Annotated in this window: 18 protein-coding genes; all 18 read left to right on the plus strand. The window is 35.9% G+C overall.

Annotated elements, in window-relative coordinates; all coding sequences use genetic code 11:
• Positions 1 to 603: 603 nt before the first annotated feature.
• The gene (gene gmd / locus B3I52_RS15020; RefSeq protein WP_293302766.1) at positions 604 to 1,740 is read left to right on the plus strand and encodes a GDP-mannose 4,6-dehydratase; all 1,137 of its coding nucleotides are present in this window, start codon (positions 604 to 606) and stop codon (positions 1,738 to 1,740) included.
• 45 nt (positions 1,741 to 1,785) lie between these two features.
• Positions 1,786 to 4,245 carry an SLBB domain-containing protein gene (locus B3I52_RS15025; RefSeq protein ID WP_293302769.1) on the plus strand — a complete coding sequence of 820 codons (2,460 nt, stop codon included), beginning with the start codon at positions 1,786 to 1,788 and terminating at the stop codon, positions 4,243 to 4,245.
• A 20-nt stretch (positions 4,246 to 4,265) separates the two neighbouring features.
• Positions 4,266 to 5,525 (plus strand): nucleotide sugar dehydrogenase, encoded by a 1,260-nt coding sequence (locus B3I52_RS15030; protein ID WP_293302772.1) that lies wholly within the window; start codon positions 4,266 to 4,268, stop codon positions 5,523 to 5,525.
• Between the two features lie 14 nt (positions 5,526 to 5,539).
• A complete protein-coding gene (locus B3I52_RS15035; protein ID WP_293302774.1) occupies positions 5,540 to 6,658 on the plus strand; it encodes a DegT/DnrJ/EryC1/StrS family aminotransferase in 1,119 nt (372 codons plus the stop codon).
• Positions 6,659 to 6,660: 2 nt separating this feature from the next.
• Positions 6,661 to 7,233, plus strand: a complete 573-nt coding sequence (locus tag B3I52_RS15040) for an acyltransferase (protein WP_293302776.1) — start codon at positions 6,661 to 6,663, stop codon at positions 7,231 to 7,233.
• The gene (locus tag B3I52_RS15045; RefSeq protein ID WP_293302778.1) at positions 7,233 to 8,279 is read left to right on the plus strand and encodes a Gfo/Idh/MocA family protein; all 1,047 of its coding nucleotides are present in this window, start codon (positions 7,233 to 7,235) and stop codon (positions 8,277 to 8,279) included. Before B3I52_RS15040 ends, B3I52_RS15045 begins: the two co-directional genes overlap by 1 nt.
• Positions 8,280 to 8,282: 3 nt before the next feature.
• Positions 8,283 to 9,380 carry a Wzz/FepE/Etk N-terminal domain-containing protein gene (locus B3I52_RS15050; RefSeq protein ID WP_293302809.1) on the plus strand — a complete coding sequence of 366 codons (1,098 nt, stop codon included), beginning with the start codon at positions 8,283 to 8,285 and terminating at the stop codon, positions 9,378 to 9,380.
• Positions 9,381 to 9,458: 78 nt separating this feature from the next.
• Positions 9,459 to 10,469, plus strand: a complete 1,011-nt coding sequence (pseB, locus tag B3I52_RS15055; protein ID WP_293302812.1) for a UDP-N-acetylglucosamine 4,6-dehydratase (inverting) — start codon at positions 9,459 to 9,461, stop codon at positions 10,467 to 10,469.
• Positions 10,470 to 10,481: 12 nt separating this feature from the next.
• Positions 10,482 to 11,669, plus strand: a complete 1,188-nt coding sequence (gene pseC, locus B3I52_RS15060) for a UDP-4-amino-4,6-dideoxy-N-acetyl-beta-L-altrosamine transaminase (protein WP_293302815.1) — start codon at positions 10,482 to 10,484, stop codon at positions 11,667 to 11,669.
• Entirely contained in the window at positions 11,656 to 12,528 is an 873-nt protein-coding gene (locus B3I52_RS15065; protein WP_293302817.1) for an aldo/keto reductase, read from the plus strand. The genes pseC and B3I52_RS15065 overlap by 14 nt, the downstream gene beginning before the upstream one ends.
• Positions 12,516 to 13,277: a glycosyltransferase family protein gene (locus B3I52_RS15070; RefSeq protein ID WP_293302819.1), complete on the plus strand. Its 762-nt coding sequence runs from the start codon at positions 12,516 to 12,518 to the stop codon at positions 13,275 to 13,277. The genes B3I52_RS15065 and B3I52_RS15070 overlap by 13 nt, the downstream gene beginning before the upstream one ends.
• Before the next feature lie 5 nt (positions 13,278 to 13,282).
• A complete protein-coding gene (locus B3I52_RS15075; protein ID WP_293302822.1) occupies positions 13,283 to 14,590 on the plus strand; it encodes an aminotransferase class III-fold pyridoxal phosphate-dependent enzyme in 1,308 nt (435 codons plus the stop codon).
• Between the two features lie 14 nt (positions 14,591 to 14,604).
• Complete coding sequence (pseG, locus tag B3I52_RS15080) at positions 14,605 to 16,062, plus strand: UDP-2,4-diacetamido-2,4,6-trideoxy-beta-L-altropyranose hydrolase (protein ID WP_293302825.1); 1,458 nt, start codon at positions 14,605 to 14,607, stop codon at positions 16,060 to 16,062.
• Complete coding sequence (locus B3I52_RS15085; protein WP_293302827.1) at positions 16,055 to 16,723, plus strand: formyltransferase family protein; 669 nt, start codon at positions 16,055 to 16,057, stop codon at positions 16,721 to 16,723. Before pseG ends, B3I52_RS15085 begins: the two co-directional genes overlap by 8 nt.
• Positions 16,701 to 17,411: a PIG-L deacetylase family protein gene (locus tag B3I52_RS15090; protein ID WP_293302828.1), complete on the plus strand. Its 711-nt coding sequence runs from the start codon at positions 16,701 to 16,703 to the stop codon at positions 17,409 to 17,411. The genes B3I52_RS15085 and B3I52_RS15090 overlap by 23 nt, the downstream gene beginning before the upstream one ends.
• Positions 17,412 to 17,414: 3 nt before the next feature.
• Positions 17,415 to 18,452, plus strand: a complete 1,038-nt coding sequence (gene pseI / locus B3I52_RS15095) for a pseudaminic acid synthase (RefSeq protein ID WP_293302831.1) — start codon at positions 17,415 to 17,417, stop codon at positions 18,450 to 18,452.
• A 4-nt stretch (positions 18,453 to 18,456) separates the two neighbouring features.
• On the plus strand, positions 18,457 to 19,752 hold the full coding sequence (locus B3I52_RS15100; protein ID WP_293302832.1) for a hypothetical protein: 1,296 nt from the start codon (positions 18,457 to 18,459) through the stop codon (positions 19,750 to 19,752).
• 12 nt (positions 19,753 to 19,764) lie between these two features.
• Entirely contained in the window at positions 19,765 to 20,325 is a 561-nt protein-coding gene (locus B3I52_RS15105; protein WP_293302834.1) for an acyltransferase, read from the plus strand.
• Positions 20,326 to 20,457: the final 132 nt, after the last annotated feature.

Raw genomic sequence — 20,457 nt, forward strand, 5'->3', positions numbered from 1 at the left:
CCGCCTATGTATTTATTCTTATTGAAATTTAAACAGCTTCTTAGTGTGATGACAAACTATTTGTAACACTGACCCTTACCACGAAGTAGCTGCGAAGCAAAATAAATTCAGAGCCTGCTCCGAGTATCGGAGGTGACGGTAAATTTTGGCGTTTCGTCTCCCAAAATTAATTCGGGACTAGCTTTTAAGGGTCTATCTAATCATTTTTTTTAATCAACATAACTTTAGGTGTTTGATTTACAGCATAAAACACCCAAAACTCACGTTAATCTAGCCATTATATATAAAGCACAGCTATTTATACGCCCTACTTTGAAATATTTTTAGAAATTTTCGCTACTACAAGATGCTTGCTAAAGCTTAACCAAATGCGCCCTAAAAGTTTAGTGTAGTTAATTTAAATGGGCACAGGTACGTAAGAAGGTAACAAAACCTCGTTAGCTTGATATAAGGTTGCGTAAAGCCTAAACTTGCTTACGTAAAATTGTAAGTATATAAATTCAATAAAAATACTATTTTTGAGGCGTCGCTCATCTACAACATTTTTATTACAAATAAATGAATGTATATGTTTGCAGCACCAAATTTTACTAAAAAATATAAATGAAAGTTGCACTGATTACGGGGGTGACCGGCCAGGATGGCGCCTATTTGACAGAGTTTTTGTTGAAAAAAGGCTATTTTGTTCACGGTATCAAAAGAAGATCATCGCTGTTTAACACGGATAGAATTGATCATCTTTATCAAGATCAGCACGAAAATAATGTGAGGTTTAAATTACACTACGGGGATTTAACCGATTCTACAAACTTGATAAGAATCATTCAAGAAACCCAGCCCGATGAAATCTATAATTTGGCGGCAATGAGCCATGTGAGGGTAAGTTTCGAAATGCCTGAATATACAGCCAACGCAGATGGTATCGGCACTTTGAGGTTGCTAGAAGCGATAAGGATATTAGGCCTGACTAAAAAAACAAAAATTTATCAAGCTTCTACATCAGAACTATATGGTTTGGTACAAGCAGTTCCACAGAGTGAAAGTACACCATTTTATCCTCGCTCTCCTTACGCCGTAGCTAAAATTTACGGCTATTGGATTACGGTAAACTACCGCGAGGCCTATGATATGTTTGCTTGTAACGGAATTTTATTTAACCATGAGAGTCCTTTAAGGGGAGAAACATTTGTAACCCGTAAAATTACCAGAGCAGCTGCTAAGATAGCATTGGGACTACAGCACTGCCTTTACCTAGGTAACCTGTCTGCACAACGCGATTGGGGCCACGCCAAAGATTATATCGAGGCAATGTGGTTAATTCTTCAGCAAGAAAAACCGGAAGACTACGTTATTGCTACTGGGGTAACTACTACCGTTCGCGATTTTGTGCGTATGGCATTTGCGGAGCTAGGAATTACCGTAGAGTTTTCAGGGAAGGACGAGCAAGAAAAAGGGGTGATTATAGATATCGATAGAGAGAAAGCATCGCAATTAGAATTAAATCTTGATACACTTAAATTAGGCGAAACCGTAGTTAAGGTAGATTCAAAATACTTTAGGCCAACAGAGGTTGATTTGCTGTTAGGAGATCCGACCAAATCAAAAACCAAGTTGGGTTGGGACCCTAAGTACGATCTGCAAGCTTTAGTAGAAGACATGATGCAGTCTGATTTAAACTTAATGAAGAAAGACGAGTATCTGAAGCAAGGGAACTATAAAACGCTAAATTATTTTGAATAAATTTTCGTTATCATCAGCGATAAAGGAAAATTACAACACCCTTTCATGAAAAGATTATTTTTATTATTACTTCTTGTTATTACAAGTACAGTAGTTTTTGCCCAGGTTGGCACTAATATTAAAGTAGATGAGCTTTCTGATGCGCAGATTTTGCAGTTGATCAAGCAGGCTGAGTCGATGGGTTATACCAGTGATGCGCAATTAGAACAAGTTGCAATATCGAGAGGGGTTAAACAAGAAGAAATCATAAAATTTAGGGCAAGGGTAGAAAAGCTGAAGAAGCAAGGCGCAGGTGTACAGACTGCTGATAAGCCAATAGTGGGTACGGGTAGGGAGTACAGCGAGACTACAGACGGCGGTTCTATCACGAATGAGAAGAAAGAAAACGATGGCGAAATTCAGGCTAAGATTTTTGGCTCAGATTTATTTAAAGGAGGCAATATTACCTTTGAACCTAATTTAAGAATAGCAACGCCTAAGAATTATATTATTGGACCAGATGATAAACTAATTATCGATCTTACAGGTGACAATGAGCGTAGTTATAATTTGCAGGTTAGCCCAGAAGGGGTAATCAATTTAGAGTATGTAGGGAGAATTGCCGTTGGTGGATTGACTATAGAGCAAGCCATTTCTAAGATTAAAGCCGCAATGTCTAAAACCTACCCAGCTTTAAAAACAGGTAAAACCTCGGTGGCCATTAACTTGGGAAATATCAGAAGCATTCAGGTTACGGTAACGGGACAGGCGATCAAGGCGGGCAGCTACACCTTGCCCTCATTGGCAAATGTATATAGGGCGTTGTATGTTTCTGGTGGGCCGTCGCAAAATGGTTCATTAAGAAATATTCAGGTGATTAGGAACAATAGGGTGGTGGCCACCATAGATGTTTACGATTTTTTGTTAAAGGGAATTCAGACAGGAAATATTAGGTTACAAGACCAAGACGTGATTAACATCCCTGCTTACGATAGAAGGGTTGAAGTTACTGGAGAAGTAAAAGAAGCCGCTATTTTCGAAATCAAAGGGAATGAAACGCTCCAAGATGTCATCAATTTTGCCAAAGGATTTACAGCCGAAGCTTATACCGCAAAAATCAAGACTTTTCAAAATACCAATAAAGAAAGAAGAATTAGAGATATTTATGCCGCTCAGTACAATAGTTATCAGCCCAAAAATGGCGATAAATTTATTGTGGAGGCTATTTTGGATCGCTTTGAAAACAGGGTAGAAATTATTGGCGCTGTATTTAGACCGGGTGTTTATGCGCTCGATAAAGGTTTGACTCTTGCCAGTTTAATAAAAAAAGCAGATGGCATAACAGAAGATGCTTTTTTAAATAGAGGTTATATCAACCGATTAAATCCTGATAAGACACAATATTTTATTTCTTTCGATGTTGCAAAAATTCTTTCTGGAGAAGAGAAGGATATTCCATTAACAAGGGAAGACAAAGTAACGATTAGTTCTATTTTTGATTTAAGGGAAGAATACACCGTGACCATACAAGGTGAAGTAAGGGCTCCGGGAACCTTTCAGTTCGCGAATAATTTGAAACTGGAAGACATCATACAGATGGCCGGTGGTTTAAGAGAGGGCGCTACGCCAAATAGAATTGAAGTATCTAGGAGAATTAAGAATACGGATCCTAATTCTACATCTTCTAAAATAGCAGATTTATTTGTGGTGAATATCGACGAAAATCTACGTGTTTTGGGTGATAAGTTCGAAATTAAACCATTCGATATTATTTCGGTGAGGAACTCTGAAGGCTATGCCATTCAAAAGCAAGTGAAAATTGAAGGCGAAGTGCTGTTCCCCGGTATGTACACCATCACCAGTAAAGACTATCGGATATCGGATTTAATTAAAAGAGCTGGAGGCTTAACACCATTTGCTTATGCTGAAGGAGCCTCCTTGAAAAGACCAGGAGCTGAAAAGGTTAATCCAAATGATAAGAACGCCATCAATAATAAAGAAGAAGAGGAGAAAAAATTCTTGAATTTGGAAAGGGTTCAAGAGAAGAATGCTAAAGAACCGGAAAACGTAAAAAAAATAGACGAGAAGTTGGTGCAGTCAGATTTAGTAGGGATTAACTTAGAGCGGATATTAGAGAAACCTTTGTCAAGGCAAGATTTAATTTTGGAAGAAGGAGATATTGTGCGGGTACCTAAACAACTGCAAACCATTAAGGTTACTGGTGAGGTGTTAAATCCGAACAGCATTGTTTATATTCCTGGGAAAAGTTTTAAGCAATACATTAATGGTGCAGGAGGCTTTACTAGTGGGGCTTGGAAAAATAGGGCCTATATCAAATATGCCAATGGTTCGGCAGAAGCTGCCAAGAAATTTTTGTTCTTTAACAACTATCCAAAAGTGAAACCAGGGGCAGAGATTTTAGTGCCTGTAAAAGCGGAAAGAGAAAAAATTAGTCCTCAAGCTTGGATTGGTATTGGTACGGGATTAGCTTCGTTAGCGGCTATTATTGTAAGTTTGCTTAGATAAACTTGATCACCTCTACTGACATGAAAATAGCGATAATTGGGCTGGGCTACGTTGGCCTTCCTTTGGCCATCGAATTTGCCAAAAAGTATAATGTAATAGGGTTCGATATTGACGGAGAAAGAACCTCGGAATTACAAAAAGGTGAAGATAGAACTAAAGAAGCCGACTTATTTTTATTAAAGGAAGTCATAGCTAAAAAAACGTTAACTTTTTCTTCAGCACTTCAGGATATTGTGAATTGCAATATTTTTATCGTAACTGTTCCAACTCCTATAGATCAGTTTAAAGCACCAGACTTAATGCCATTGCTAAAAGCTTCGGAGATGTTGGGGAATGTACTCAAAAAAGGAGATATTGTCATTTACGAATCAACTGTATATCCCGGATGTACCGAAGAAGATTGTGTGCCGGTATTAGAAAAATCCTCAGGCTTAAAGTTTAATGAAGATTTTTACTGCGGCTACTCTCCAGAACGTATTAACCCCGGCGATAAAGTAAATACCTTAACAAAGATCAAAAAAGTAACTTCAGGATCCACTCCTGAAATTGCAAATGTGATTGATGACTTATATGCTAGTATTATTACCGCTGGCACGCACAAAGCCCCGAGTATAAAAGTGGCTGAAGCTAGTAAAGCGATAGAAAATGCGCAAAGAGATGTCAATATCTCGTTTGTGAATGAGTTGGCGCTTATTTTTGACCGTATTGGTATAGACACTACTGATGTAATTGAGGCCGCCGCCACCAAGTGGAATTTTCTGAAATATAAACCAGGTCTAGTAGGAGGACATTGTATAGGTGTTGATCCTTATTATTTGGCGCACAAGGCCCAGTCATTAGGCTATCATCCTCAGGTTATCTTATCTGGCAGGAGGGTAAATGACAATATGGGGATGTTTGTAGCCAATAAAGTTGTTAAGTTGATGATTAACGGTGGACAAAAGGTACAAGGAGCAAGTGCGCTAATTTTAGGAGTTACTTTTAAAGAAGACTGCCCAGATATTAGAAACTCTAGAGTAATAGATATTTATGAAGAACTTAAACAGTTTGGATTAAATATAGAGGTGTTTGATCCTTATGCAGATGCAAAAGAAGTAAAGAAGGAGTATGGTATCAATTTAATAGCTGTCTTAGATAAGAAATATGATGCCATTGTTTTAGCGGTTAGCCACAAGCAATTTTTATCGATGGACTTTTCAAAGATAAAAAACGGGGAAAATGCCATTTTGTATGATACCAAAGCTTGCTTGGATAGGGGAATAATTGACGGAAGATTATAGTGCGAGCCATCCAAATGGTTGACCTTAAGAGTCAATATAAAAATATAAAGTCCGAGATTGATATAGCAGTACAATCGGTATTAGATAGTACAGCTTTTATAAATGGTTCTCAAGTAAGGTCATTTGAGGAGAAATTGGCCAACTATTTGGCAGTTAATGATGTAGTTTCTTGTGGTAATGGCACCGATGCGCTTCAGATAGCTCTAATGGCATTGAACTTGCAACCAGGTGATGAAGTAATTGTGCCGGCTTTTACTTATGTGGCTACGGCAGAGGTAATCGCTTTATTAAAGCTCAAACCTGTAATGACAGAAGTTTGTCCTGCTACTTTTAACATTACTGCCGAACTGATTGAAAAAGCAATTACAGCTAAGACCAAAGCGATAGTACCTGTACATTTATATGGGCAGTGTGCAGATATGGAGCCTATCTTGAACCTAGCAAAGAAACATAGTCTGTATGTTATTGAGGATGCCGCACAGGCCATAGGTGCCGACTATACTTTTTCGAATAGAGTAGTTAAAAAAGCAGGTACTATGGGTGATATTGGTTGTACCTCCTTTTTTCCATCCAAAAATTTGGGATGCTACGGCGACGGAGGGGCGTTATATACCAACAATGCAGCATTGGCAAAAAAGGTTAGAATGATTGCCAATCACGGTCAAGAAAAAAAGTATCATCATAAAGTGGTAGGGTGTAATTCTAGATTAGACACGCTACAGGCAGCAATTTTAGAAATAAAGTTGAAATACTTGGAAAATTACACCCAAGCTAGAATCCAGGTTGCCAATGCTTATGATAACGCCTTTAAAGAAATAGAAGATCTTATTATTCCCAAAAGAAGCGATAACGCTTCACATGTTTTTAATCAATATACCGTAAAACTACAAGTCAGTAGTAAAAGGGATGCCTTAAAGCAGTTTCTGCAAGAAAAAGCAATTCCAAGCATGGTATATTATCCTATTTCCCTGCATTTGCAGGATGCTTTTAAAACAGCTACTTTTGGTATAGGAGATTTCCCTGTAACTCAGAATTTGTGCGCTAGCGTATTATCGTTGCCTATTCACACCGAAATGCAAGAAAGTCAGCTAAATTATATTATTGATGCTGTGAAACTCTTTTTTAAAGTATAACGATGACTTATTTTGTACATGAAACGGCGGTTGTTGATAAAGGTGCTGTGATTGGAAAAGCAACTAAAATATGGCATTTCTCTCATGTAATGGCAGGCGCTGCGATTGGTGAAAACTGTATTTTAGGGCAAAATGTGATGGTCGCAAGCGGGGTTCATATCGGTAATGGCGTAAAAATACAAAACAATGTGTCCGTTTACAGTGGCGTGGCCATAGAAGATGACGCGTTTATAGGCCCTTCTGTAGTTTTTACCAATGTTAAAAATCCAAGGAGTTTTATCAATCGCAGAGCTGAATTTTTATCGACAAGAATAGGGAAGGGAGCAACTATTGGAGCAAACGCTACGGTAATATGTGGTAATAACGTAGGGGCATTTGCTTTAGTTGGTGCAGGAGCTGTTGTTACCAAAGATGTAAAGGCATACGCTATAGTGGTTGGTACGCCAGCAAAACAGATGGGTTGGGCAAGTGAATACGGACATCACCTAACTTTTGATCAGTTTAATATGGCCACTTGTCCTGAGAGCGGGCAGCAATATAAATTAGTAGATTTTCAGGTGATTAAACAGCATTAATGACCAAGAACAAAATAAAATTTGCAGTATTAGGATACGGTCATATCGGTAAACGGCATGCAGAATTAATTCAACAGCATCCCGAGGCAGAACTTGCTGCAATTATAGATGTAGTTTATCCATTAAGTATGCAAAATGTACCTTATTACGAAGATCTTTCTACTTTTTTGGCAGAAGATAAAGAAGTACAGGTAATCAATATATGCACCCCAAATGGACTGCATGCAGTACAAGCAGTGGAGTGTTTGCATCAGCATAGAAATGTAGTGATAGAAAAACCTGTAGCATTATCTAATATTGATGCTCATAGAATTTTAAACGCAAGCAAACAAAGCGATAAACATGTTTTTCCTGTAGTGCAAAATCGATACTCTCCAACTATAAAATGGTTAAAGGAGCTTATTGACGGCAATAAATTAGGGCAGGTTTTTATGGTGCAGCTCAACTGCTTCTGGAATAGAGATGAACGCTATTATACGGGAGGTTGGCACGGTACATTAAAGCTGGATGGAGGGCCTTTATACACCCAGTTTTCACACTTTATTGACGTGTTATTATGGATCTTTGGTGACATTAATAATATTCAATCAAAATTCTCAAACTATAACCATCAAAATACTACCGAATTTGAGGACAGCGGCATAGTTTTATTTGATCTATCTAAAGGTGCTTCGGGGCTAATCAATTACTCGACGTCTGTTTATCAAAATAATATGGAAAGTAGTATTATTGTAATAGGCGAAAAGGGGACGATTAAGATAGGCGGGCAATACATGAACAAAATAACTTATTGTAACGTAGAAGGTTTACAACAACCTGACTTGGAAACGCCACAGGATAATAATTATGGGCCATACACTGGTTCAGCTTCCAATCATCACTTCGTAATAGCTAACGTAATTCGAGTATTAAACAACCAAGATAAACCCGACGTTACTTTGCAAGACGGCTTAAAAGTAGTAAATACGATAGAAAGTATATATGCCAACCGGGAAAGTAGTAACACATTAAACGTAACAAACAAGATAGTTTCTTTATATCAATAAAGTATGGATAACCAAGCGGCTAAGGTTGAAACAAAAGATGAAGATGAGATCTCTTTAAAAGAATTGATCTTGAAAATTAAAGAATGGTGGCAATACCTGTGGCGTAAAAAATGGATTATTATTGCGGCAGGTCTTGTTGGTGGATTACTCGGCTTAGGCTATTCTTTTATCAAAAAACCAATCTATACTGCTACTACTACATTTGTATTAGAGAGTGGGGAAAAGGGCGGAGGGTTAGCTGCTTATGCAGGGGTAGCATCTATGATGGGGATTGATTTAGGCGGCGGCGGTGGAGGTATTTTTCAGGGGGATAATATTTTGGAGTTGTACAAGTCTCGTACAATGATTGAGAAAACCTTGTTTAGTCCTTTGGATAGCCTGTCAAAGCAACCTTTGATAGAAAGGTATATAGAAATAAATAAGCTAAGGGAAGGTTGGGAGAAAAAGCCAGAGTTGAAAGATTTACATTTTTCAATTGGAGATAATAAAGTTAAGCTTAAAAATTCCAAAACCCAACGACTTAGGGATAGTGTTGTAAGTAAAGTTGTAGAGGTTATAGGTAAGGGTTATCTGAACGTTACTAAGCCAGATAAAAAGTTAAGCATCATCAAAGTAGATGTAAAATCTGCTGATGAAACATTTGCAAAACGTTTTAATGAAGAGATCGTCAAGAATGTAAATGATTTTTATGTGCAAACGAAAACTAAAAAATCATTAGATAATGTACAAATACTACAACATAAAACAGATTCGTTAAGAGCAGTAATGAATGGGGCTATTTATTCGGCTGCCAGCGTTGCAGATGCAACTCCAAATTTAAACCCAACTAGACAAGTACAACGTGCTGCCCCAGTACAGAGAGCACAGTTCTCTGCCGAAACGAATAAGGCTGTTTTAGGGGAAATGATGAAGAATTTGGAGATGAGTAAAATGGCATTGATGAAAGAAACGCCATTGATACAGGTGATTGATGAGCCGGTTTATCCGTTGAAGAAGGAAAAACTAGGAAAGATTAAGGGGGCTTTTTATGGAGGAATTTTGATTGGATTTATAGTTGTTGCTTATTTGATGATTATTAATTTTTTTAGGAAAATAGTTTAGGGGTTTGATTGTGAACAAAAACGCAAATTTGATCTCTCTTGTAATTAAATATTTAAACGATAAAGGATATACTGATAAATGACAAACTTAGCGAATAAAAGCATACTAATAACTGGAGGTACTGGATCCTTAGGTAAAGCTTTAACAAAAGAAATATTATTGAAACACCCTAAAATAAAAAAATTAATTATTTTCTCAAGAGATGAGCAAAAGCAATTTGAAATGGCTCAAGAATATCCTGAAGCGAAATATCCACAAATTAGATATTTTATCGGGGATGTACGTGACGAAGACCGATTAGTAAGAGCATTTAAGGGCGTAGACTATGTAATTCATGCAGCCGCAATGAAGCATGTGCCAATTGCTGAATACAATCCTGATGAGTGTATTAAGACCAACGTAAATGGTGCGCAGAACGTGATAAACGCGTGTTTTAAGACAAATGTCTCTAGGGTAGTTGCATTGTCAACGGATAAGGCTTGTGCTCCAATAAATCTTTATGGTGCAACTAAGTTAACCTCTGATAAGCTTTTCGTTGCTGCAAACAATATTAAAGGCGACAACCCAATTATTTTTTCTGTAGTAAGATATGGAAATGTAATGGGATCAAATGGATCTGTAATTCCTTTTTTTATTAAGAAAAGGCACGAAGGTAAGTTGCCAATTACAGACCCCAATATGACAAGATTTAATATATCATTACAAGGAGGCGTAGATATGGTAATGCACGCTTTGAATAATGCGTGGGGTGGCGAAATCTTTATACCTAAGATACCATCTTACAGAATAACGGATGTCGCTTTAGCCATAGCGCCGAATTGCGAACAGCAGATCGTTGGTATACGTCCAGGAGAAAAAGTCCATGAAGAGATGATTACTCCATCTGATTCGTTCTATACGTATGATTTAGGGAAATATTATACTATTTTGCCGTCTACTCACAAGTGGTCTTTAGATGATTTTAAAAAAGAGTTTGGAGCAAAATTGGTCAAAGCTGGATTTGCTTACAATTCAGGAGAGAATACAGAGTGGGAAACAGTAAACTCTTTGAGGTCTTTAATTAGAGAGCACGTTGATAGTTCATTTTAGAAATTTATAAAAATGATTCCTTACGGAAAACAGAATATTACTCAGCAAGATATTGATGAGGTAATTAATGCCTTAAAATCAGATTATTTAACTCAGGGGCCAAAAATTAAAGAATTTGAGAATGCGTTTGCAAGTTATGTAGGCAGTAAATATGCTCTTGCTGTTGCAAATGGAACCGCAGCGCTACATTTATGTACTTTAGCTTTACAAGTTCAGCCTGGTGATAAAGTTATTACTACCCCCATCACTTTTGCGGCATCAGCTAACTGTGTCAAATACTGTGGGGGAGAAGTCGTATTTGCTGATATTAATCCAGAAACTTATCTTTTAGATATTGTTAAAGTAAAAGAGCTATTATTAAGTTCGCCTAAAGGAACTTATTCTGGAATTATTCCAGTAGATTTTGCTGGAAAAGCAGTTAATCTTGAAGAATTTAGAGAGCTAGCAGATGAATACGGGTTGTGGATAATTGAAGACTCATGCCATGCGCCAGGTGGCTTTTTTGTAGATAGTTCTAATAATAGTCAAAGCTGTGGGAATGGTAATTTTGCAGATTTGGCGATTTTCTCTTTCCATCCTGTAAAACATATTGCTTGTGGAGAGGGCGGCATGATTACAACTAATAATCCAGAAATTTACGCGAAACTATTAATGCTTAGAAGTCATGGTATTACCAAAAACGATGAATTCTATACAAACACTTTGGATTTCGCAAACGGAACTTCCAAGGCAGAAACATATCCAGGCTGGTATATGGAAATGCAAACGCTTGGATATAACTATAGACTTACAGATTTTCAAGCTTCTTTGGGCATAAGCCAATTAAACAGAGCTGAAGATGGAATACAGAAAAGGCGAGAAATTGCAGGAAAATACTTTACCGCATTTAATAAAAAGGATTTTGTAATTAGTCAGTCTGGTGTTGTAAAAGGTCATGCCTATCATCTGTATATTTTAGAGGTACAAGATAGGCTCGCATTATATAACTACTTAAAGGAGCATAATATTTTTGCGCAAATACACTATATTCCTTGTCATTTAATGCCATATTACAGAAACTTAGGTTGGAAAGAAGGAGATATGCCGAATGCTGAAAGCTATTATAAACATTGTATTAGCTTACCCATGTATCCTACTTTAACAGAAGATGAACAGCAATACGTAATAGATACTATTTTTCAATTTTATGAAAACAGGTAAAATAATTCTAGGTACTGTTCAATTTGGTCAGAAATATGGTGTTAACAATGTATCTAAAAAACCAAATCAAAGAGAAGTTGACGATATGCTTAAGCTAGCTTTTAACTCTGGAATAAAATGCTTAGATACAGCAGAAGCGTATGGAAATGCCCAGCAAGTTATAGGGAAGTTTCATAAGGCAAATCCAACTATCATATTTGATGTTATAGCCAAGCTGCCACATGTCATAGATAGCGATATTTCCATAAAAGTTGATCAGTATTTAAAAGAATTAAGGGTAAGCAGATTGAAAGTAATGCTGTTCCATTCGTTTGACACTTATTATCGCGGCAAAGAATTTATGGAACAACTTGTTGCTTTGAAAAACCAAGTAAAAATAGAATATATAGGAGTTTCTGTTTATACCAATGAACAGGCAGTCGCGGTTATCAATGATGATAATGTAGATGTTATACAAATACCTTTCAATCTCTTTGATAATGAAAATCAAAGAGGTGATTTGCTTAGAGAGGCCAAGAAAAAGGGGAAAATTGTCCATACACGCTCAGTATTTTTACAAGGCTTATTTTTTAGTGATATTAACGATAATCGCGAAATTGTTAAGCAATTGCAAGGTAGTTTAAATACAATTAGAGAACTAAGTGAGCAAACAAAAGTTTCTTTGCAACAGATAGCTTTAAATTACTGTTTGATGCAGGATTACATAGATCAAATCTTAATTGGAGTAGATAATATAAGCCAGCTTCAACAAAATATTGAAGATTTAAATTTTTGTTTATCAGACGATCTGGTGTCTGATATTAATCAAATCCAAATTGAAAATTCAGATTTACTCAATCCGTCAAAATGGAACATTTAAAAACGTTACTTATAACGCAGGCTAGAACAGGTAGCACACGGTTGCCAGGAAAGGTATTACGAAAGATAGCCGACAAAACCTTGCTTGAAATACACTTAAATCGTCTGAAAGAATGTAAAAGTATCAGCCAAATTGTCGTAGCTACAACAAAAAAAACAGAAGACGACTCGATAGTAGATCTTTGTGACAAATTAAATGTAAAGTACTTCAGAGGTTCTGAAAATGACGTATTGGATAGATTTTACCAGTGCGCAGTTAAAGAAAACCCACATTGGATTGTTAGAATTACGGCAGATTGTCCTTTAATTGATCCTGATTTAGTTGATGCTGTGGTTCAATGCGCCATTGTAAATAACGTAGACTATTGCTCCAATACTGTTATTGAGCATTTTCCAGATGGACAGGACATAGAAGTTTTCAAGTTTTCTGTGCTGGAACAGGCGTGGAAAGAAGCTAAACTTGAATCTGAAAAGGAGCATGTAACACCTTATATAAGAAATAACGCTAACATGAAAGGCAAAAAGATTTTTAATGCTATTAATTTTCCGTGCTTTTCAGACTTCTCCAAAATTCGAATGACAGTTGACGAAGAAAAGGATTTTCAATTAATTTCTGCATTAATAGATAGATGTGGCATTAATAAATCGTGGATTGCTTATACCAATGAAATAATTGAACAAAATCTTTCTGCTATTAACGAAGATATTGTAAGAAACGAAGGACTTTTAAAATCTATTAAAAACGACTAATAAACATGGGCTCAGGACAAGAACTCTACAAGAAAGCCAAAGCATTGATACCTGGTGGTACGATGCTGTTATCTAAAAGACCCGAAATGTTTTTACCAGAGCATTGGCCATCTTATTTTTCTAAAGCTAAAGGATGTAAGGTTTGGGATTTGGACGGTAAGGAGCTAATAGATATGTGTATCATGGGGATTGGGACAAATACATTAGGATATGGAAATGATCAGGTAGATGCCGCAGTGATGGAAACCGTGAAAAGTGGAAACATGTCTACTTTAAGTTGTCCTGAAGAAGTCTACTTGGCCGAAAAACTTATAGAAATTAACCCTTGGGCGGATATGGTGAGGTTTGCTAGAAGTGGAGGCGAGGCAAACGCTATAGCAATTAGAATTGCTAGGGCTGCTTCTGGAAAAGATAACGTAGCAATTTGCGGCTATCATGGCTGGCATGATTGGTATTTGTCTGCAAATCACAATGGTGGTGATGACTTATCAGGCCACTTAATACCAGGACTGAATCCTAATGGAGTTCCAAAAAATTTAAAGAACTCTGTTCATCCATTTCATTATAACAATTATGATGAGCTTTTAGAGATTGTGCAGAGAGAAAATATTGGAGTTATCAAAATGGAAGTTGTACGTAATTTTGGCCCAGAAGATAATTTTTTACAAAAGGTAAGGGATTTAGCGACCCAGAAGGGAATTGTACTAATTTTCGATGAATGCACTTCGGGTTTTAGAGAAACCTTTGGAGGTATTTATCAAAAATACGGTGTAGAACCAGACATGACCATGTATGGAAAAACAATAGGAAATGGATATGCTTTGACAGCTGTAGTTGGTAAAAAGGAAGTAATGGAAGCGGCGCAAACCACTTTTATCAGCAGTACATTTTGGACAGAACGTATCGGTCCAACAGCAGCATTGGCCACTCTAAAGGTAATGCAGGAAGAAAAATCTTGGGAAACCATCACCACAATTGGGAAAGACGTACAAAATGGATGGCGAGATTTGGCGCAACAACATAGACTTTCAATTACACTGGCCGGCATACCCGCCTTAACTACTTACAGCTTTAATAGTGAGAATGCTTTAGCGTATAAAACATTTGTTACTCAAGAAATGTTAAAAAAAGGGTTCTTAGCAAGCACTAGTTTTTACGCGGCAACGGTACATACAAAAGAATATCTTGATTTATATTTTAATGCTTTAAGTGAAGTGTATGCTGTTTTGTCTAAATGTGAGCATGGAGAATTAGATATTATGAGCTTATTGGAAGGCCCAATTTGCCATTCAGGATTTAAAAGACTGAATTAATACTATCGGTAAGGTTGGAAATCGAAGAAGTGAAAGCCAAAGTATATATTAGAGCGGACGGAGATGAAAAGATTGGACTAGGTCATCTAATACGTTGTATTGCTCTAGGTAAAATGCTTGCTGCACATTTTGACATTTATTTTTTTTGCTTTAAATGCCCTATTAGCGTAGCCGAGGAAATTAAAAATAGCGGTTTTCACTTTTATCAAATTGATAAAGAAGAGGTTTTTATAGAAAAGCTAGAGGGAAATGAAATCGTTGTTTTAGATCATTATGAATTAGATTCTAGTTACCAAAAAGAAATTATAAGCAAAAGTTGTAAGCTAGTTTGCATTGATGATGTACATGACAAATATTTTTACTCAGATTTAATAATAAATACTGCTCCAGGCATTTCATCGACGAATTATAAAGTAGCTCGATATACTCAATTCGCAATCGGAATGGATTATGCTTTGTTGAGGCCATCTTTTTTGAATGCAAAAAATGATCTTAAAAAGGTAGAAAAATCGGTTCTAGTATGCTTTGGAGGGTCGGATCATGAAAATTTAACGCAGCGTACGGTAAATATTTTAAAGAAAGATACTCGCTTCTCTTTAGTCAATGTTGTTGTAGGGGTAAGTTATAAGGCGCTTGAGGATTTAGAGAAAGACATCAAAAGCGATGATAGATTTCGCCTATCAATTTCTCTTGATGAGAGCCAAATGAAAGAAATTATTCATGATTCGGATTTAGCTATCGTTCCATCTAGTGGTATTTTGATCGAGGTACTAGCGTTGAACACAAGGGCAATATCAGGATTTTACGCCCAAAATCAAATCAACGTGTATAATAGCTTGAGGAAGATGGGAGCTTTTATAAGTGCTAAAAATTTTTCCATTGATTCAATAAAAGACGCAATTGATATATATTTCAGTAAAAGTTTGAAACCAATACCTTCAATAATTGACGGTAAATCGGGAGAAAGAATTCTGACCTGCTTTAAACAATTAGAAATAGAAAAGGAAGTTTCTTTGAAAATGGCAACTCTAGAGGATCTGGATATAACATATCACTGGGCAAGTGACAAAAGATTGAGAGAGTTTTTCTTTAATTCAAATCCTATAGGTTTTGAAGAACATAGAAGTTGGTTCCTAAATAAAATCCAAGATGAAGGTTGTTTATATTTTATTGGATATTTAAAGGAAAAGCCCTTTGGCTCTGTAAGGTTTGATGTTAGTGGTAGCGAAGCACTTATCAGCTTCTTGGTCGACCCATTTTATCATTCAAAAGGTTTAGGAACAATTATTTTGAAATCTGGTGTTGAATTATTGGCCGACTATGATCTTGATTTAAAAGTTATTAGAGCGGAAGTTTTTAGTGAAAATATTGCTTCAATGAAAGTGTTCAAAAAGCTTGGTTATAGCCAGAAAATTTCTGATAAAAACGATAAGATTTACGAGTTTGAAAAATATTTGAATACATATGCCTAAAATAATTTTAGCAAATTGTAATACGATTTTACAACCTGTGCAGGATGAGATTTCACGGAGTTATGATGTAATTAACGTTTATACTAAAGCAGAACTTATTGATGCAGTAAAGAGCAATCCCGAATACGTTTTTTTTTTACATTGGTCGTGGATTATTCCAGAAACCATATTTAATAATTACGATTGCGTAGTTTTTCATATGACAGATTTACCCTATGGAAGAGGTGGAAGTCCTCTTCAAAATCTAATAATAAATGGGCATAAGGAAACTAAGCTATCTGCATTGAAAGTAGACAAAGGCTTAGATACTGGTAATATTTATTTAAAAAGAGATTTATCATTATCGGGCACAGCTGCTGAGATATTTAGTAGAGCAGGGACACTTATAAAAGAGATGATTAAAGAAATTATTGAAACAAAAATAATTCCCCTGCCGCAGAAAGGTGAGCCAACCATTTTTACTCGAAGAAAGCCAGAAGAAAGTTTAATTACAGACAATATACTCGAAATCGAAAAGCTTTATGATTTTATTCGAATGCTAGATGCGGATAACTACCCCAATGCATTTCTAGAAACAAAAAATTTTAAATTTGAATTTAATAAGGGCCAAATCGTTTCTAATAATAAACTAACGGCGAATGTTACAATCACTAAAAAATAAAAAAATATTAATTGTAGTTGCACACCCAGACGATGAGATTCTTGGTTTGGGTGGTACAATGTCTAGGTTGATTAGAAATTTTGGAATAACTGCAAAAGTCATTATCCTAGGAGAAGGTATCACTTCCAGATCCGATAATAGAGATCTAGATTTATGGGACACACATTTGAAAGAGCATCGGAATAACATTTATCAAGCTCAAAAGAAAATAGGCTATCATGAAGTGTCAATTCATAATTTTCCTGATAACAGATTTGATTCGGTACCACTCCTAGAGATTATAAAGGTTATCGAAAAGGAAAAAGAAGAATTCTTGCCCGAAGTGATTTTTACACATCATGGCGGAGATGTAAATATAGACCATCAAAGGACATTTGAAGCAGTTGTTACTTGTTGCAGACCAATGCAAGATGAAGTTGTTAAGACTATTATAACATTTGAAACCATGTCTGGTACTGAATGGAGAGCTTCCACAGACCCAAAGCATTTTATCCCCAATGTTTTTATTTCGATAGATGAGCAATCATTAAACGATAAAATTGCCGCGATGGAATGCTATGAATTCGAAAAAAGAGAATATCCACATCCCCGCTCTCCAGAAGCATTAAAGATAGTTGCCCAACGATGGGGCATTGTTGTGGGCGTTGAATATGCGGAAGCGTTTTGTTTAGTGAGAAATATATGTTAACATATGAAAATAGGATCATTTAGTATAGACAGTTCTAGCGCTGTATTTATTATAGCGGAATTATCTGCAAATCATAATGGAAGTTTAGCTACCGCAATCGAAACCATAAAGGCAGCAAAAAGGGCAGGAGCCAATTGCATTAAATTGCAAACATACACTGCGGATACGATGACTATCAGTTCGGAAAGAGATGACTTTAAAATAAAGGGAACAATTTGGGAAGGTAAGTATCTGCATGATTTGTATCAAGAAGCTTACACGCCATGGGAATGGCATCAAGAGTTGTTTTCTGCAGCGGAAAAAGAAGGGCTAATCTGCTTTTCTTCTCCTTTTGACAAAACAGCAGTTGATTTTTTAGAAACACTTAACGTGCCTGCTTATAAGATTGCGTCTTTTGAAATAACGGATATACCATTGATAGAATACGTAGCTTCAAAAGGAAAGCCGGTTATTATCTCTACTGGAATAGCAGAATTAGCAGATATTGAATTAGCAATAGAAGCTTGTAGAAGAAAAGGGAACCATGACATTGCATTGGTGAAATGTACTTCTAGTTATCCAGCTCCCATAGAAGAGGCAAATTTAGTTATGATCCAAGATCTAAAAGATAGGTTTGATGTAATTTCAGGTCTTTCAGATCATACTATGGGAAGTACTGCGCCAATTGTGGCAACAGTATTAGGAGCTAAAATTATTGAAAAGCATTTTATTCTGGATAGATCTATAGGCGGACCAGATGCATCATTTTCAATGAATGAAGAGGAATTTACAGAGATGGTGAAGGCAGTTAGAGATACTGAAAAAGCAATAGGTACTCTGAATTATACCTTGACAGAAAAGCAAAGTAAAGGAAAAGACTTTTCTCGATCTTTGTACGTAGTTAAAACTATTAAGGCAGGGGAAACTATTACAGAAGAGAATGTAAGATCTATTAGACCGGGTTTTGGGCTGCATCCAAAGTACTTTAAAGAAATTTTGGGAAGACAAGTAAATACAGATATAGAAGAAGGAACTAGGATGGACCTAAAGTTTTTAAGTTGATATAATGCAATCAGACAAGTCATTATGCGCACTTTATAACTATCTTAACAACTCAGACGTAAAGAATAGGGAATATTATGATTTATTACGTTATGTATTGGATCAAAAGATTTATTTCTTTGGAGGTAATTTTAAAAATCCTCATGAAAGAAAGATATCTTTCAGGGATAAGTTAAAGGAAAAAGCAATAACTCTTACCTTTGCTTATTTTTTAAAATTTAATTCAAAAGGTAAAAAATCAATAAATAAGATTAAAATTTGGAGCAGTGCATATTTTAATGTTTCTGACAAGTTTGATGGGCAAGAATACTTGATTTCTCCCCCACCTTGGATAATTTCAAAAAGCTTTACCCAGCTATCTGACCATCTTTTATTCAAAAAAGTAAGATCATTGCAATTAAAATTAATATATGCCGATGTAAAGGATTTATTAACGGAACACTTTTTTAATGAAATTAACGAGGTGAAGAGCGCAATGAAAAACTTTATCATACAGAAAGATATAAGAGCCTTATTTTTACCAAATGATTTAGGGTTTTTTGAAAAACTATCTATTCAAATTTTTAAAGAACTTGATAGACCGTCATTTTTGTTGAACCACGGTTTGCCAGGAATATATGGCAGTCGTGATGATAACAGAACTGATTATTTAGTGGTTTGGGGAGAGGCCATCAAGCAAAATTACGTGAATGCAGGAGTTAATCCAGATAAAATTTTAGTGAATGGCCATCCCAAATATAATACAACGAAAATTGGGAATTTAAAATTTGACTTTGACGATATCCTAGTTTTGCCAAAGCCACTTCCTGGGGCTCCGTTGGGAGATACATATAGTTTAAGCGATAGAGGAAACTGCATATATTATTTGCTAAGCCTTCAGAATGTTTTAAAAAAGTTTGGAGTTTCTAAAGTAAGATTGAGACCTCATCCTAGTGAAAATGTAGATTGGTACCTAAAACATTTAGACAATGATTTCTTTTTTGCTGATATGGATGATTTAGAAACTTCGTTAAAACGTAGCTCTTTAGTTATAGGAGTAACATCTACTGCTTTTTTTGAGGCGCTGCTATTTGGCATTAATTATGTAGTTTTTGAACCAAGATTAGAAAATGGAAATGGATTAGATAACTATACTGTCGTTTCTCCATTCGATGGAAATAATAGAAAAGTTCCGTCGGCTAAAAATGAGGAGGAACTTCTTGAAATATTACAGCAAAAGGCCAAAGTTGATGTTTCAGTTTTGACAGACTACATTAATCCTTATTTCGATCCAAAATTAATCTTAGATAAGATTAAATAACTAGAAGCCAAAATGAATATTAGAGGATTTTTACAATGGCTATTAAAAAATTATCCATCCACGCTTGGCGGGAATGGCCTTAGAAAATTTGCGTATAAAAAGATCTTTTTGCATTCTAATTTCGTAATACCAGAAAATGTTACGTTTGGGAATATGAAAAAGGTTAAAGTAGGAAATTTTTTCAGAGTTTGTCCTGGGGTAAGAATTGTTAGTGAAAATGAAGGAATAATTGATATAGGAGAGAATTTTTTTGCTAATTATAACTCGTGCATTTACGCTGACTCTAACTCGATTGTAATAGGTAATGATTGTTTAGTAGGACCAGATGTTTTGATCATCAATACGAATCACGGAGTTAAATCAGGTGAATTAATCAGAAACCAACCGAATATTTCAAAAGACATAACTATTGGTAATGACGTTTGGATAGGTGCAAAATCAGTAATACTTGCTGGAGTTACAATAGGAAACGGAGCGGTAATAGCCGCTGGTAGTGTTGTAAATAAAGATATAAAAGAAAACTCTATAGTTGGGGGGGTGCCGGCAAAATTCATTAAAGAAAGAGAGCTTTAATATTGGTCTCTCTTCAATACTTATGAACCATACGCTCTAGTAGTTAAATGAAAATTATAAAGCTAGTCTCGAATATAATATTTAGTGAAGCAATTTCTTAAGATTTATCTTTGGCAGATATTAAGCCTTGTC

The sequence above is a fragment of the Pedobacter sp. UBA4863 genome, from assembly GCF_002399615.1.
GTDB lineage: Bacteria > Bacteroidota > Bacteroidia > Sphingobacteriales > Sphingobacteriaceae > Pedobacter.

Bases quoted from the DNA above. Each gene is read 5' to 3' on its own strand.
- pseI (WP_293302831.1), top strand. From the start codon at position 17,415: ATGAAAATAGGATCATTTAGTATAGACAGTTCTAGCGCTGTATTTATT.
- B3I52_RS15090 (WP_293302828.1), top strand. From the start codon at position 16,701: ATGTTACAATCACTAAAAAATAAAAAAATATTAATTGTAGTTGCACAC.
- B3I52_RS15025 (WP_293302769.1), top strand. From the start codon at position 1,786: ATGAAAAGATTATTTTTATTATTACTTCTTGTTATTACAAGTACAGTA.
- pseB (WP_293302812.1), top strand. From the start codon at position 9,459: ATGACAAACTTAGCGAATAAAAGCATACTAATAACTGGAGGTACTGGA.
- B3I52_RS15100 (WP_293302832.1), top strand. From the start codon at position 18,457: ATGCAATCAGACAAGTCATTATGCGCACTTTATAACTATCTTAACAAC.
- B3I52_RS15045 (WP_293302778.1), top strand. From the start codon at position 7,233: ATGACCAAGAACAAAATAAAATTTGCAGTATTAGGATACGGTCATATC.
- B3I52_RS15040 (WP_293302776.1), top strand. From the start codon at position 6,661: ATGACTTATTTTGTACATGAAACGGCGGTTGTTGATAAAGGTGCTGTG.
- pseC (WP_293302815.1), top strand. From the start codon at position 10,482: ATGATTCCTTACGGAAAACAGAATATTACTCAGCAAGATATTGATGAG.
- B3I52_RS15050 (WP_293302809.1), top strand. From the start codon at position 8,283: ATGGATAACCAAGCGGCTAAGGTTGAAACAAAAGATGAAGATGAGATC.
- B3I52_RS15035 (WP_293302774.1), top strand. From the start codon at position 5,540: ATGGTTGACCTTAAGAGTCAATATAAAAATATAAAGTCCGAGATTGAT.
- B3I52_RS15070 (WP_293302819.1), top strand. From the start codon at position 12,516: ATGGAACATTTAAAAACGTTACTTATAACGCAGGCTAGAACAGGTAGC.
- B3I52_RS15105 (WP_293302834.1), top strand. From the start codon at position 19,765: ATGAATATTAGAGGATTTTTACAATGGCTATTAAAAAATTATCCATCC.
- B3I52_RS15075 (WP_293302822.1), top strand. From the start codon at position 13,283: ATGGGCTCAGGACAAGAACTCTACAAGAAAGCCAAAGCATTGATACCT.
- B3I52_RS15030 (WP_293302772.1), top strand. From the start codon at position 4,266: ATGAAAATAGCGATAATTGGGCTGGGCTACGTTGGCCTTCCTTTGGCC.
- B3I52_RS15085 (WP_293302827.1), top strand. From the start codon at position 16,055: ATGCCTAAAATAATTTTAGCAAATTGTAATACGATTTTACAACCTGTG.
- gmd (WP_293302766.1), top strand. From the start codon at position 604: ATGAAAGTTGCACTGATTACGGGGGTGACCGGCCAGGATGGCGCCTAT.
- B3I52_RS15065 (WP_293302817.1), top strand. From the start codon at position 11,656: ATGAAAACAGGTAAAATAATTCTAGGTACTGTTCAATTTGGTCAGAAA.